Source organism: Bacteroidota bacterium, from assembly GCA_016720935.1.
Taxonomy (GTDB): Bacteria; Bacteroidota; Bacteroidia; order AKYH767-A; family 2013-40CM-41-45; genus JADKJP01.
In genome coordinates, this window is record JADKJP010000004.1 from 588,072 (window position 1) to 603,766 (window position 15,695).

At 43.4% G+C, this 15,695-nt stretch carries 14 protein-coding genes; 9 read left to right on the top strand and 5 right to left on the bottom strand.

Going from position 1 to position 15,695, the window contains the following annotated elements; all coding sequences use genetic code 11:
- Positions 1-28: 28 nt before the first annotated feature.
- The 9 genes from IPP86_06435 to IPP86_06475 all read left to right on the top strand — a co-directional run bounded on the left by IPP86_06435 (position 29) and on the right by IPP86_06475 (position 10,814).
- Positions 29-1,192 (top strand): hypothetical protein, encoded by a 1,164-nt coding sequence (locus IPP86_06435; GenBank protein MBL0138155.1) that lies wholly within the window; start codon positions 29-31, stop codon positions 1,190-1,192.
- A complete protein-coding gene (locus IPP86_06440) occupies positions 1,168-3,375 on the top strand; it encodes a hypothetical protein (GenBank protein ID MBL0138156.1) in 2,208 nt (735 codons plus the stop codon). The genes IPP86_06435 and IPP86_06440 overlap by 25 nt, the downstream gene beginning before the upstream one ends.
- Positions 3,376-3,390: 15 nt before the next feature.
- Complete coding sequence (locus IPP86_06445) at positions 3,391-3,765, top strand: response regulator (protein ID MBL0138157.1); 375 nt, start codon at positions 3,391-3,393, stop codon at positions 3,763-3,765.
- 34 nt (positions 3,766-3,799) lie between these two features.
- Entirely contained in the window at positions 3,800-5,431 is a 1,632-nt protein-coding gene (locus tag IPP86_06450) for a response regulator (protein ID MBL0138158.1), read from the top strand.
- 278 nt (positions 5,432-5,709) lie between these two features.
- The gene (locus IPP86_06455) at positions 5,710-6,051 is read left to right on the top strand and encodes an Hpt domain-containing protein (protein ID MBL0138159.1); all 342 of its coding nucleotides are present in this window, start codon (positions 5,710-5,712) and stop codon (positions 6,049-6,051) included.
- Between the two features lie 144 nt (positions 6,052-6,195).
- On the top strand, positions 6,196-6,714 hold the full coding sequence (locus IPP86_06460; GenBank protein ID MBL0138160.1) for a response regulator: 519 nt from the start codon (positions 6,196-6,198) through the stop codon (positions 6,712-6,714).
- Positions 6,715-6,828: 114 nt separating this feature from the next.
- The gene (locus tag IPP86_06465; GenBank protein ID MBL0138161.1) at positions 6,829-7,983 is read left to right on the top strand and encodes a methionine aminotransferase; all 1,155 of its coding nucleotides are present in this window, start codon (positions 6,829-6,831) and stop codon (positions 7,981-7,983) included.
- A 280-nt stretch (positions 7,984-8,263) separates the two neighbouring features.
- Positions 8,264-9,064, top strand: coding sequence for an amidohydrolase (locus IPP86_06470; GenBank protein MBL0138162.1), 801 nt, complete (start codon positions 8,264-8,266; stop codon positions 9,062-9,064).
- A gap of 16 nt (positions 9,065-9,080) precedes the next feature.
- Positions 9,081-10,814 (top strand): agmatine deiminase family protein, encoded by a 1,734-nt coding sequence (locus IPP86_06475; GenBank protein MBL0138163.1) that lies wholly within the window; start codon positions 9,081-9,083, stop codon positions 10,812-10,814.
- 116 nt (positions 10,815-10,930) lie between these two features.
- On the opposite strand, the gene IPP86_06480 is transcribed toward IPP86_06475, so the two are convergent.
- From IPP86_06480 to IPP86_06500, 5 genes are all read right to left on the bottom strand, one after another.
- Positions 10,931-11,392, bottom strand: a complete 462-nt coding sequence (locus IPP86_06480; GenBank protein MBL0138164.1) for a hemerythrin domain-containing protein — start codon at positions 11,390-11,392, stop codon at positions 10,931-10,933.
- 121 nt (positions 11,393-11,513) lie between these two features.
- The gene (locus IPP86_06485; protein ID MBL0138165.1) at positions 11,514-12,665 is read right to left on the bottom strand and encodes a serine hydrolase; all 1,152 of its coding nucleotides are present in this window, start codon (positions 12,663-12,665) and stop codon (positions 11,514-11,516) included.
- A 117-nt stretch (positions 12,666-12,782) separates the two neighbouring features.
- Entirely contained in the window at positions 12,783-14,396 is a 1,614-nt protein-coding gene (locus IPP86_06490; protein ID MBL0138166.1) for an Ig-like domain-containing protein, read from the bottom strand.
- On the bottom strand, positions 14,393-14,887 hold the full coding sequence (locus IPP86_06495) for a GAF domain-containing protein (GenBank protein ID MBL0138167.1): 495 nt from the start codon (positions 14,885-14,887) through the stop codon (positions 14,393-14,395). The genes IPP86_06490 and IPP86_06495 overlap by 4 nt, the downstream gene beginning before the upstream one ends.
- A gap of 91 nt (positions 14,888-14,978) precedes the next feature.
- Complete coding sequence (locus IPP86_06500; GenBank protein MBL0138168.1) at positions 14,979-15,689, bottom strand: ComF family protein; 711 nt, start codon at positions 15,687-15,689, stop codon at positions 14,979-14,981.
- Between the last annotated feature and the right edge of the window lie 6 nt (positions 15,690-15,695).

Below are 15,695 nucleotides of genomic sequence, written 5' to 3' on the forward strand. Positions count from 1 at the left end.
TTCAAAATCCCACTGAGGGAATTGATATATGAAAAGAACTTTTTTATTTCTATTACTCCTCTGTGCTTTCGTGGGAGCGGCATCAGGGGCAAATCTGAGTCCTTCACTTCGTTTCGGAAGAATTTCTGTAGACAAAGGACTTTCTCAATCTACTGTTTTCTGCAGTTATCAGGACAGCCAGGGATTTTTATGGTTTGGAACAGATGATGGATTGAACAAATACGATGGGTATTCATTTGAAATCTACAAATTCGATCCCACCGACATCAAAACACTTTCGAACAACAGTGTGCACGTCATCTTTGAGGATAGCAAAAAAAATCTTTTTATCGGGACAGATAACGGTTTGAATCTGTACAATCCACAGAATGGTTCTTTTCGTCGTTTTCAGAATATTCCAAACGATCCGGCATCCATCAGCAGTAATATTATTTCATCTATTGCCGAAGACAAAGACGGGGTTGTATGGGTAGGAACAAATAATGGTCTGAATGCCTTGAACACAGCGAACTGGAGTTTCTCCGCTTTGTTCAGTAATAAAGCCAATGTGTCGACACTGAGTAGCAGTGTTATCTCATCTTTACTGGTAGACAAATCCGGAACTTTGTGGGTCGGAACCGCTTCGAACGGATTAAATGCATTTGATACAAAAACAAAAAAGAGCACCCGTTATCAAAACAATCCTTCCGACAAGAATTCATTGAGCGAAAATGAAATCACAACGCTGGCTTCCGATCGCAGCGGCAATCTCTGGATAGGAACGGTGAATGGCGGAGTGAATGTTTTCAATCCGGCTAGCGGACAATTTGCACATTACACAACTGACAATGGCTTGTCAAACAACAGCGTGTTCAGTATCCACGAGGATCAGGAAGGTGTTTTCTGGATTGGAACACTGGGCGGCGGTCTGGATGCTCTGGATCGTTCCAGTGGAAAAACCATCAATTACAAATACGATCCGCTCAATCTGGAATCCATCGCCAACAATAAAGTATGGAGTATTTTTGAAGACAATGCCTCCACTCTTTGGTTCACAACTTCCAATGGTATTTGCTTCTTCAACAGAACCATCGGTAAATTCGTTACACACCAGGTAAGTCATGGCAATGGCGGCGAAGACAACAACAGTATTTTGCAGTCGCTGAAGATCACGATGGAAATGTCTGGGTGGGAGTACTTGGCGGAGGTTTAAATGTATACAACAGGAATGAAGAGAGATTTGTGAATGAGCGTTTTCCTTCTCTCAGCAATCCGATTTTGCGTTTCAATAATATTTTCGCGATCCATGAAGATCATACGGGAATGTTATGGATCGGAACATCAGACGGACTTATTAAATATGACCGGAAAAGCGGAGCAGTTGTGCAGTACAAACACAACCCGATGGACAAATCCTCGCTGAGCAATAATTATATCCGCTGTATAAAGGAAGACAAATCCGGTACACTTTGGATAGGCACACACGGAGGAGGTCTGAATACTTTTGATCCCGTGCAACAGAAATTTAAAACCTACCGGAATATTCCGGCTGATCCTGCATCGCTCAGTGCGGATGTTGTGCTGAGTATTTGCGAAGACAATAAGGGTCAGGTGTGGATTGGTACTTATGGCGGAGGTTTAAATCGTTTCGACAAAAGCACAGGAAAATTTACAGCATATCATTATGATCCCAATGATCCAAAGACGATCAGCAGCAATTTTATTCACGCGATCTTTCAGGATGCTTCGGGGAAATTGTGGATCGGGACCTACGGCGGAGGTGTCAATCTGTTCGATCCCTCCTCAGAATCATTTACACATTTTACCGAAAACAATGGATTACCAAATAATGTCGTGAATGGCATTTTGTCTGATGCGCAGGGTAATCTCTGGATCAGTACCAATAATGGTGTATGCAAAATTTTACCCGGAAATGAATCCGGCGCCAATGTAACTTCCACCCGCAGCTACAACCTGCAGGACGGACTTCAAAACAAGTTCAATGAAAACGCTTGTTGTACCGGTAAAGGCGGATGGATGTTTTTCGGCGGCAGCAATGGATTAAACGCTTTTCATCCCGACAGCATCCATGATAATACAGCCATTCCGCCGGTGGTGATCACAAGGTTTTATCTTTTTGAAAAACCCGCGCGAATGGATACTCTTATTTCCAGCGAACATAAGCTGGAGCTGAATTACAAACAGAATTTCTTCTCTTTTGAATTCGCGGCGCTGAATTACATCCTTCCTGACAAAAACAGGTATTATATTAAAATGGAAGGTCTGGATAAAGACTGGATCTACCGCGACAACAAACGCAATGCGACATATACCAATATCGATCCGGGGCATTATACATTCCGTGTGAAAGCCTGCAACAACGATGGAGTATGGAACAATGAAGGAATCGCCATAGAAATTACCATCAAACCGCCATTCTACCGTACATGGTGGTTTACAGGTTTAAGTGCTTTGTTGATCACCCTGATCATTTTTGTTTACATCCGGATTCGTACGAACACACTGGTGAAACAGAATGTTCTGCTGGAAGACAAAGTCAACCAGAGAACTTCCGAATTGCAGGATAAAAATATCGAGCTTACCAAAACGATGGATCACCTCAAGTCGACGCAGACCCAACTGATTCAGTCGGAAAAAATGGCTTCTCTTGGTCAGCTTACTGCCGGGATCGCCCATGAAATTCAGAATCCGCTTAATTTTGTCAATAATTTCTCGGAACTTTCGGTGGAATTGCTGGACGAATTTGAAACCGCGCCAGCAACAGAGCAAAGGGAAATTGTTGGTGACCTTAAACAGAACATGGAAAAAATTGTTTTCCACGGTAAAAGGGCGGATAGTATTGTCAAAGGAATGTTGCAACACAGTCGGGCTTCTTCCGTTGAAAAGCAACCGACCGACATCAACAAGCTCGTGGAAGAGTTCTTCTCACTGGCTTATCACGGGATGCGCGCCAATGATCCGGGATTCAATTGTGGAATGGACAAACAGCTTGACACAAAAATTCCGCAGATCAAAATCATTCCGCAGGATATCAGTCGTGTTATTCTGAATATCTTCAACAACGCCTTTTATGCTGTTGACGAGCGCAAGAAATCCGGGGAAAAGAATTATCAGCCGACCGTGTCTATTAAAACAGAATTGAAAGGAGATAAAATCTTTATTACGATCCGCGATAATGGAAAAGGAATTGCAAAAGAAATTCGTGATAAAATTTTCAATCCGTTCTTTACTACCAAACCAACAGGACAAGGAACCGGTTTGGGCCTATCGATCAGTTATGATATTGTTGTGAAGGGGCACGGAGGTGAGATAAAAGTTGATTCCGTTCCCGGTGAATATTCTGAGTTTACCGTTTTATTACCCGTTAATTCCTGAAAATAAAGCGCCATGATAAAAATGTTAGTCGTCGATGACGAACAGGATGTGGAGATGTTATTCTCCCAGCGTTTCCGAAAAGAAGTAAAAAGCGGTGAAGTGAGGATTCACTTCGCGTTCAGTGGAGAAGACGCTTTGCAATACCTCAGAACCCTCGATCCATTTGATCTGGTGCTGGTATTGAGTGATATCAATATGCCGGGAATGACCGGGTTGGAGTTGTTGCGTATAATCCGGACAGAATTTCCGACATTGCGGGTGATGATGGTGACCGCTTACGGTGACCAGAGCAATTTCGACAATGCCGTCGCTATCGGAGCGAACGACTTTGTGACCAAACCTGTTGATTTTACCTTACTGAAAGAAAAAATTTACAAGCTCGCACCCTGATGCGGCATTTTATAGAATAAAATTTGATTAAGCGATGAATAGTGTGGAAGGCCCTGCAAAAATTCTGGTCGTTGATGATGAACCGGATCTGGAATTGCTGATTCGTCAGCGTTTCCGTCACAAGATCCGTGGCAATGAACTGGCTTTTGAGTTTGCGGGCAATGGTGTAGAAGCCTTGAAAAAACTCGCGGCGAACGCGGATGCTTACGATATGGTCCTCACCGACATCAACATGCCGGAGATGGACGGACTGACGCTGCTTGTAAAAATCAAGGAACAATTCGCGCATCACAAGGCAGTGGTAGTAAGTGCATACGGGGATATGGAAAATATCCGTACGGCCATGAACCGTGGAGCTTTTGATTTCATCACAAAGCCAATTGATTTCACAGATCTGGAAACTACGATCAACAAAACCATTTCAGAAATCCGACTGATCCGCCAGGGACAAGTAGCCCGGGAAAAACTTGCGCAAACAATTCTCGAAAAAGAAATCGCCGAACTGGATCGTCAAAAAGCGGAACAGAGCGAAAAGTTCAAACAACAGTTTCTTGCGAATATGAGTCATGAAATCCGCACACCGATGAACTCGGTGATCGGACTGACCAACCTGCTGGTGAAGACCCAGCTGGATGAGCAGCAAAAGAAATATCTGAATGTGATCAAGAAGTCTTCTGAAAATCTTCTGGTCATTATCAATGATATTCTTGATTTATCAAAGATTGAAGCAGGGAAAATGGTATTTGAAAAAACACCTTTTCTCATTGCCGAATCGTTGGAGACTGTTTACCATACTCTTCTTTTCAAAGCAGACGAAAAGCGCCTTGAATTCCTGCTTCAGATAGATCCGGGTGTTCCAGCTGCTCTCTTGGGTGATCCGGTGAGGTTGAATCAAATTCTTATTAATCTGGCAGGTAACGCGATTAAATTTACCGAAAAAGGTTCCGTGACTATTGCGGTAAAAGAACTGAGCAGAAGCGGATCAGAAAGCATCCTTGAATTCGCGATCCGTGATACCGGAATTGGCATCGCGGAAGAAGGTCTGAATAAAATCTTCGAAAGCTTTTCACAGGCCAGCAATGACACCACCAGAAAATTCGGCGGAACAGGACTTGGTCTTACAATTTCAAAACAGCTGATCGAATTACAAGGAGGAAGCATCTATGTAAGCAGTGAACTTGGAAAAGGAACCACCTTTAGCTTCAAGATACCTTATCACATTGCATCACCGGAAGAAATGGCTGCCGGAAAACAGGATGTCTTCCAGGTAAACCCTGAGGAGCTTCGTGGTATTCGCATCCTGTTGGTTGAAGACAATCCTTTCAACCAGATTGTCGCGGTGGATACACTGAATGACCTCATTCCTGAACCATTCATAGAGGTTGCCGACAATGGCAAGATTGCTCTTGAAAAACTTCAGGCCGCCGATTATGATATTGTATTAATGGACGTTCAGATGCCGGAAATGGATGGCTTTGAGGCCACCAGAAGAATCCGTCAGGACCTTCCCTCCCCAAAACACATGACCAAAATTATGGCCATGACCGCGAATGTTACCAAAGATGAAGTCGACAATTGTTTTTCCAGTGGAATGGATGAATACATTGCGAAGCCGTTCGACCCTCAGGATTTGTTGGGGAAGTTGTGGAGACTGAAGAATGGATGATTGGTTACGGGTTCCGGGTTCCGGGTTCCGGGTTCCGAGTTCCGAGTTCGAAGTGTGAGTGTGGGTGTGGGTGTGGGTGTGGGTGTGGGTGTGAAGTTCGAGGTTGGTTTTGAATTTGTTTATTGTTCGATATCAGTCAAGATTACAAAATACCACCATGCACTAAGCACTAAGCACCAACAACCAACAACCACTAACCACTAACCACTAACCACCAAGCACTAACCACCAAGCACCAAGCACTAACAACTAAAAACTAACAACTAACAACTAAAGATATGGATCGTCAAAGTGACCTTACTTTCCTCCGCACCTTTACGGGAGGGAATCCTGACAAGATCAAGAAATATGTCGGGATGTTTTTGCAATTATGTCCAACCCAGCTGGAAACGATGAGTGGGCAGTTGAGCGAACAGAACTATTCCGGGCTGCGGGGAACGGCTCATGCTTTGAAACCTCAGATTACCTATATGGGAATCAAACGCGGGGAAGATCTGATCAAGAGCATTGAGCACAATGCCGGGAACAATGTGGATGTTGAGAAACTGCCGGATATGCTGAATGAATTCCGCACGATTTGTCAGCAAGCCATGGAAGAATTAAAACAAGACATTGCCTGATTAATTCAGGCTGGATGTGAAAAAATGCCAAAATGCGGGGATCATAATTCCGGCGGTTTTTCACATCTGCCTGTTATCCATACATTTGCATACTAATTTGTTAAAAGAAAAATATTCCTACTTTTGGGCAACCAATCGCCGCCTATGCAGCATATAAAGACCATTTTCATCGTTGATGATGACCCTACCCAGGCGATGATGCTTCAGGACTACCTGAGCAAATATTCGACCTTTTCGGTACATATTTTTAATTCCGGGGAAGAGAGCCTGAAGCACTTTTCGCTGGATCCTCAGATTGTATTCCTTGACTACAATTTCGATAAAGCAGGAAAAGACGCCATGAATGGTGTTGAGATTTTGAAAGAAATCAAAGCCGCTCATCCGAAAGTTGAAGTGGTGATGTTTAGCGGTCAGGATAAAATTGAAGTTGCCGTTAACACCATGAAATATGGAGCTTTCGATTACATCGTGAAAAGCGAAAGCGCCTTCCACCGTTCTGAGAATGTGATTTTTAATCTGATCAAACGGATGAAATTACAAGGCGAAGCAAGCATGTATAAAAAGCTCACGATCGCTTTTGGTATCGCTTTATTGGCCATGGTTATCCTGGTAATCTGGCTTTACAAATCCGGATTGATCAGTAACAATCCCGGCTGGATGTAAACTCCGGTACATTAATTTTAGAAAAAATTAATACTCCAAAACCCGCCACCATGGCGGGTTTTTTATTATCTTACACCTTGTAACGGATTATTTTTTTTCAAGCGATTATCCTGTATGCCTTCATATCCGAATCCCATCAAATCAAAATTACCCAAAGCGGGAACGACAATTTTCACGGTGATGTCGGCACTTGCGAATGAGCAAAAGGCCATCAACCTTTCACAGGGTTTTCCAAATTTTGAAGCTTCGGAAGAACTGATTTCACTCGTGAATCAGTACATGAAAAAAGGCTTCAACCAATATGCTCCGATGCAGGGGATTTTACCGCTGCGTGAACGCATCGCTGAAAAATCGGAAGCATTGTATGGAGCGAAATACAATCCCGATACCGAGATTACCATTACTAGTGGTGGCACACAGGCCATTTACACTGCGATTACAGCCATGATTCGCGAAGGTGATGAAGTGGTTGTACTTGAACCGGCTTATGACAGCTATGTGCCCGCAATTGAACTTGCAGGTGGTGTTCCGGTGTATGTGGCTTTGAAATTCCCTGACTATACGATCGACTGGAATGCCGTAAAAAAAGTGATCAGCCAACGTACGAAAATGATCCTGATCAATACTCCGCACAATCCGGCTGGAACTGTGTGGACACAGAAGGACATGAAAGAACTGGAAAAAATCACTTCTCAATCTGAAATTACGGTAGTGAGCGATGAAGTGTACGAACATATTTTGTTTGACGGACTTCAGCACGAAAGTGTAATGCGTTATCCGAAACTGGCGGAACGGAGTTTTGTGGTGTTTTCTTTCGGTAAGACTTATCATACTACAGGATGGAAAATGGGTTATTGTCTCGCTCCGGAAAAATTAATGATGGAGTTCAGGAGAGTGCATCAGTTTGTGGTATTCAGCAGTAACACTCCGATCCAATACGCGCTGGCGGATTTCATGGAGAATAAAAACTATCTGGAACTGCCAAAATTCTACCAGGAGAAACGTGATTACTTTTTAAAATTGCTCAGTGGTTCAAAATTCAAATTCAAACCTGCCACCGGATCGTATTTTCAATTGCTCGACTACAGCGATATCACACGTGAAAAAGATACCGATTTCGCGGTTCGTCTGACCAAACAATACAAAGTCGCTTCAATTCCGATTTCTTCTTTTTATCACGAACCCATCGACAACAAACTCCTCCGCTTTTGTTTTGCTAAAACCAATGAGACTTTGGAAATGGCCGCGGAGAGGTTGAGGAAGGTTTAAAACTAATATTTCAGTTACCGGAAAACTCCCATTTGTCACAATTGGGAGTAATTTTTTGAAACAGCTTATTTGGAATTGGAGAGAATGATCAACTCAAAAAATTCAAAATATTTCATTCTGAATCTAAATTGTCAAGAATTGATTGTGTACTTTCTACCTGGTTTGATTCTCTGATATAATATTCATGCTCTTTTTAGTACCTTGTGTACAAGTTCCATTTTAACACTCACGATTCCTGATTTTTCTTAATAAAAACACCGGGAATTTTTATTTTTGAAAGATGCCAAATACATTTTCTCCTGTTCTGCGTGTGTCGCTGATTCAGTCAAACTTGCACTGGGAATCAGCGGAGAAAAATATTGAGATGTTCACGCAAAAGATACAGGACATCGAAGAAAACACCGATCTGATCGTGTTGCCGGAAATGTTCAGTACGGGTTTCACGATGAATGCAGCGGCTAACGCGGAAGCGATGGATGGTGTGACTGTTCAGTGGATGCGCAAAATGGCTTTTCAGAAACAGGCTGTGATTGTAGGGAGCATTATCGTTGAAGAAGACAAAAAATATTACAACCGCCTCATCTGGATGCGACCGGATGGTTCTTTCAATCATTACGACAAACGACATTTATTCCGTCTCGCAGGAGAAGAAAATACTTACACACAAGGAAAACACCAGTGGATAATGGTCTGGAAAGGGTGGAAAATTTATCCGCTAATCTGCTACGATCTCCGGTTTCCTGTTTGGTCACGCAGAAAAAAAGATTTTGATTACGATCTCCTCCTCTACGTCGCCAACTGGCCGGAACGCAGAGTACAAGCCTGGAAAACACTTCTCCCCGCCCGCGCGATCGAAAATCAAAGCTATGTTGTCGGGCTCAATCGTGTCGGTGCGGATGGAAACGAAATGTTGCATTCCGGAGATTCCATGGCCATCGATTTCAAAGGAAATGTGATGAGCAATTTTGAACCCGGAAAAGAAAAAACAGAAACCATCAGCCTTGATATTCAGCCATTGATTGATTTCCGCCAACAATTCGCATTCGCTGAAGACGCGGATGATTTTGAAATAAAACCTTAAGCGCTTACATCAGAAAATGAAAAAAATATTCGCCATCCTCTTGTTGGGAATTCTTCCCGCCTTTGTATTTCCTCAATCGTCTGCTCACAAAATCAGCGATTCCGAAAAAATACAAATGCCGGATTATCTCCGTCAGATTTCTCAATACAGAACAGATGGCATCACCACTGCTCCCACCGGACCGGTACGCGCTTCCGCCGAATGGGAAGAAATTGACGCCTTGATCATCGCCTGGGTTTCTTATCCTGTGATCCTGAAAGAAATTGTACGCTATGCTGTGGATGAAACGGAAGTGTATATCGTTTGTACCGATTCGGCGACGGTGAAAAATAATCTGACACTAAACGGCATTCCGCTGACACATGTGCATTATGTCCTTGCTCCTTTCAATACCATCTGGTGCAGGGATTATGGTCCATGGAATATTTATTCGAACGATGTGGACTCGCTGGCGCTGATCGACTGGATCTACAATCGTCCAAGACCAAAAGACGATACCGTTCCTTCCGCTATTGAACGCTATACAGGACTTCCGATGTATCAGACCACTGTCGCGCCGACAGATCTGATTCATACGGGTGGAAATTTCATGGCGGACGGTTTAGGAACAGGATTTTCTTCCAACCTGATTGTCGATGAAAATCCCGGACATACGATCCCGGAGATTGATACGATCATGAAACAATTCATGGGCATCAACAGGTATATAAAAATGAATACCCTTCCTTATGACGATATTCATCACATCGATATGCACATGAAGTTGCTCGATGAGGAAACATTGCTTGTCGGCGAATATCCTACAGGCATCGCTGACGGACCAATGATTGAATCCAATCTGCAAACTGTTTTGAACACTTACAATTCTCCCTTTGGCACACCGTACAAAGTCATCCGTATTCCCATGCCTCCTGACGCGAATGGATTGTATCCTAACCAGGCCGGCGATTACAGAACTTACGCCAATGCTGTCTTTGTAAACAAAACTGTCATCCTTCCGATTTATGATGAGCAATACGATACTACTGCTCTCAGAATCTGGAGAGAAGCCATGCCGGGTTATCGCGTGGTGGGAATCGATTGCAATGCTATCATTCCAAGTCTTGGCGCGATCCATTGCATTACGAAAGAAGTTGCCGCTGCGGATCCTTTGCTCATCGTCCATCAGTCGCTCAGAGATACCTACTCGACTATATCTTCATACACAGTAAACGCGAGGATACAACATCGTTCCGGAATCGCGAACGCGAATATTTATTACCGTACAGATACACTTCAGCCTTATCAAAGCACCGCGATGACGTTAACCAGCGCTGCCGACAATACCTGGAGCGGTTCCATTCCAGCGCAAGTGGCGGGAAGTACGGTTTATTATTATATCGAAGCGAATGCAGTTTCCGGAAAACACCAGGTACGTCCATTGCCTGCACCTGCGGGCTATTGGAAATTCAATGTTTTGTTGAACACAGGCATTACAACTGTTCAGAAAGGCAATACTGTTTATCTCGGTGCAGCATATCCTAATCCTTCACAGGGAGTTTTTGTAGTACCCGTAAAAACAGACCGGATGACGAACTGCAGCATCACGCTGAAAAATATTTTATCACAGGATGTGCTTTCGATCTTTAATGGAAATGTTCAGGGCGAAAGAAGTTTTCTCGTCAATACCACGTCCCTCAACTCAGGGATTTATTTGATTGAGTTAAAGACGCCGGAGGGTGTATTTCAGGAGAAGGTTGTGATGAGGTGATTTTTTTTCGCGCAAAGGGCGCAAAGGTTTAGGCGCAAAGGGCGCAGAGAAGGTGGTTCTCGGATGCTCGGTGCAGTAAGAACATATTTGCTATTCCCCTATTGAGAATTATGCAATCACTTACTTTCCTTCTCCAGACTCGTTCCGATTTCTAAAAGTTCTTCCTCGGAAAAATTTGCCTGGACGAGTTGAAAGAGCCGGCGTTCTTCTTTGCGGATGTGATCGTCGAGGAGGTTGCCGATTTTGTCGATGTCATCGTAAAGCGTGGGACCGGGCTTGGCTTCCTGGATCAGAAAACGAAGTGTATTGTGTTCACCGATGAGCTCATCAATCAACAAATCAATTTCTTCGAGACGGCCCGTGATGTAAGGGAAAAGGATGTTCTCTTCTTTGTCAAAATGTGGTTTCAGTTCTTCTTCGAAACGCTGCTGCAACAATTGCAATTTCCCTTCCGTCGTGCCTGGCATGCCGCGATACTGTGGTGTTTCTTTTTTCAAAATCATAGCCAGAAGCAATCCTGTCTGATGATCGTGTGAAAGAGGAATCAATGCCGGGTGACGTTTGATGGGAGCGTTCATTGTTACGGGAGTTTAAGTACTGTGTACTTTTATTTCTGGTACTTTGTACTTAATACCTGGTATTAGGTATAAGGTATAAAGTATAAGGTATAAAGATTGGAGTGATTATTTTCTTTTACATTCAGAATTGTTTCGCGACCTGGCGGAGAATATTGATCCATTCTTCTTTTGCCCTGCTTACACCGAGTCGAACGATGACAAGGTTCTTTTTGGGGTATACATAAATGTATTGTCCGAGATGACCAACAGCGGAGAAATCGCCGTCTTCTTTTGAAGCAAGCCACCATTGACGGTTGTAATACCAATCGGTTCCGGGCTCTGTGTTTATGGCCAGACTTTTCTGCACCCAATCAGCAGGAACAATTTGTTGTCCGTTCCAGTTTCCTTTGTTCAGATACAAACGTCCAAACTTCGCGAAGTCCCGGGCTTTCGCATTGATACAACAAAACGCTTTTTCCAGTCCATTGTCTTTTTTATCAATGCTCCAGCTGCCATCGTATTCCATTCCCAGAGGCTGCCAGATTTTTTCATCGAGATATTCCGTCATGTGTTTGCCTGTCGCGCGTTCGATGATCAGTCCAAGCAATTCGGAATTTACACTTTTGTAATCGAAACCCGACATGGGTTCCTTTTCGATCTTGAGGCGGGCGATACTTTTACGCAAAGTACGGCCATAATAAAATGATGCCGCTCCGCTGAACGGTGTATTGTAGCCCTCGCCGAATTTTACACCCGAAGCCATTTGCAACAAATGATGAATAGTAACTTTGTCCCATCCCTTTTTTCCTTTGAGCTCCGTGATATAGTTGACAACAGGATCATCCTCGCTTTTTATTTTTCCTTCCGCGATCGCGATACCAATCAATGCGGAAACATAAGATTTCGCCATCGAAAATGAAGCTACCGGAGATCCCGCTTCGTAATCACGGTAATACCTTTCATACAAAAGACTGTCGTTACGGATCACCAGGAAAGCTACTGTCGGTGATTTCTCGAGAAATGTTTTCATGTCCATTTTCTCATGGGCATAATTCTCGATGGTGATTCGTTTCTCTGCATTTTCATTTTGAACCGCTTCAATGAAATGAAAAGGAGCTGCTGACTTATGAAGCGGACGACTCGGGAAGATCTTGTAATCAGTAATGTCTGAAAAATTATACCAGACAAACCGACCAACTTTACAGCCGGAAAATACTGTCATTAAAAGAAAAAAAAGGAAAATGATTCTGGTAAACCTGTTATTGATAAAAGAAAGAAGTTTTTGAAGAATCATATTTTGTCTGTTGTTCTTTTCCATGGTATTCAAAATTATGGAGAATCCTGTTAGCACAGGGATTTTTTTACAAAAAAAACAGAAGAAAAATCCGGTCAATGGATCCGGAATTTGGACCTATTTACTCAGGTTCCACTTCACATCCACGTCCCAGTTGGCCCGAACGGTAATCAGGTCGGGGTAATATCTAACCTCTTCCGGCTGCACCTTTTTAAGATAATTGCCCGGATCCCATTTGCCATTTTTATTTCCGTCGCTGATTAATTTTAAACGATAGCTTCCCGGCAACAAATTCTGGAACTGAACCAGAGAATCCTTCGAAAGTAATGCTTCTCGGAAGAGCTGATCCTTTTCATCGACCAGTTGTAAGATGCTTGACGAGCCATCACTCACACCACTAAACTGTATGGCGACGGTTCCGTAATCGGTCAGTTCCCGGGTACGAAAATCAAGCAGGAGCGAATCGTTTTTCAGGCCGAAAATGTCTTCAATTGTTCCGGGAGGAATAAACAAATGATAGGATTTTGCTTCCTTCCAAACCGTATGGAAATCCAGTTGGCGATGGATACTGTCGGCAAAACTCATGGACAAAGGACTTACCTGTTGGCTGTCGGTTTGAAAAACTATTTTGGAAAAATCCACCTGTTTTACCGGATGATTGAATTGTATGCGGAACGGTAAATGCAAATCCTGCGGCTGGATCATGCTCACCGAAATATCCGAAGAGAAGACAAAAGGATTTTTGATATTCTGTTTTCCTTCGAAGCGAAACAATCGAATCGAAAGTGTATCTGTTTTGTTATTCAAATTGGTTGAAAGCTGCAGTGAATCCGCGGCAAGATTTTTATACCAGATACTGAGTGAGTCCTTATTCTTTGAATAGCTGAGCGCATAGATTCCCAATTTGGCGGTGTCCGTGATCCAGTTCATGGATAAGGTGTCCAGAGCTCCACTGGCAACAATCACTGCCTTACCTGCATACTCAGAATACGATCTCAGAATCTGAAATTTCGGTTGTTCAGTGAAAAGTCGAAGATCGGGAGATCTTGTTCCTGCTTCAACCATCGAATCACTGAAGGCAATGCTCTCGCCTGCCGCTTTGTACTGGTAGTCGTTGCCGGCAGTTTTAAGAGCAAAAATTTTGTAGGATCCGGGAGAAATATTTTTGATACTAAAATCACCGGCATCATTTGTTTTTCCAAAATAGAAAGGGCGTTCTTTATAGGGAATGGAATCATCGGCCCCGGAATAGAGCATCACCAGAATTCCCTTTTCAGTTTTGCCGTCAAAAGAATTTACAACTTTTCCATTCACCTGAAGAGAATCAATAATCTCTCCGGTAGAGACGACATACTGAAAATTTTCCAGAACATTTCCTTCGTTATTATCGAGAATTGCGTTTCCGAAATTGAACGTATAGGTAGAATGTTCACGCAAAGTATCATCAAAGTGGACGAACAATGTTTTCTTTCTCACCTTGGTTTCAGGCTGATTGGCAAGAGGTGGAGAAACGATCAATTGTGTCTGAATATCTTTCAGCTGGATAAATTCATCAAAACGAATTGAAAAATCATGACCGTTGAATCCCGTCGAATAATTTTCAGGGATCATTTTTTCGATCACAGGAGGTTTAACATCCTTATCACCACCACCCGGAGCAACCTGAATGGCACAGGAAAAAAGGCAAAGCAAAACACTGAGAACTAAAAATGAACGAAATGCTTTGCTCATAAGATCTTTGAAATAAGCTTCGCGACTTCCTCCAATGCCAGCGCATCATCCTGATCAAAGGTAGAAAGTTCGGTGCTGTCGATGTCCAGTACACCCGCGACTTTTTGATTTACAAAAACAGGCACAACAATTTCGGAACGCGAAAGGCTGCTGCAGGCAATATGACCAGGAAACTGATCGACATCGGGAACAACAAACGTTTTTCTTTCCTTCCAGGCAGCGCCGCAGACACCTTTTCCAAATCCGATACGAGTACAGGCAACGGGACCCTGAAAAGGGCCAAGTACCAGAACCTCTTGATCGTTCTCCTGTTTTACAAAATAGAATCCGATCCAAAAAAAACCAAAAGCTTCTTTGAGAGCAGCGACAATATTGGCAAGATTCGCAATAGTGTCATTTTCCCCTTCCACCAGTGCATGTAACTGGGGAAGCAGAGCTGCATAGACCTCAGTCTTAGGCAATCCGGTAGGAATACTAATGTTCTCTGACATAGAATTTCAGCTTCCGCGAAGATAGGGCTTATTGGGGAATTTTTCAGGTCAATTTCTGCCGGGTTCAGGCTTTATTTATCTAAAGGGCACCTCATGCACAAGCCATAGCGCCGATGCTCACTCGTGTTCCCGGAATATCCAGCAAGGCCTCCGCGCAGGAAACCAATGTCGATCCGGTTGTCACCACATCATCGACCAGGAGCACATGTTTCCCGGCAACCGCTGCGACATCATGGACAGCAAAAACACGGTTCACATTTTCATAGCGTTCGAAGCGGTGTTTGCGGGTCTGGGTTTCGGTGGCTTCGGTTTTTTTCAGAACATGCGGACCGAATTTTATTCCCATCGCTGTGGCAATGCCTTCGGCGAAAAAATCGCTCTGGTTGTATCCGCGCTGTCGGAGTTTTTTCGGATGCAAAGGAACGGGAACAACAATATCAGCTGAAGAATAAGGTGGTGTATTCAACAAATCATAACCGAATAATTCACCGGTAAAAAGTCCAACATCTTTTCTCCCCTTGTACTTCAATTGATGGATCAATTGCTGCACTCTTTCACCTTTGGAAAAATAATAATAGCCGCAAGCCGCTTCAATATTGACTTTCCCCCAGAAATGTTTCACCACCGGATTATCCGCCTGCAAATGAAATCTTGTTCTGGGCAAATGAAAACGACAATGAGTGCAAATACAGCGCTGGTTCATCATCAGGGCTTTTCCGCAAGCAGCGCAAAGTTCAGGGAAGATCAGCCAAAGCAAATCATCGATTTTTTCATGAAGGAAAGAGACGGGATTAAAAAACATTTTTTT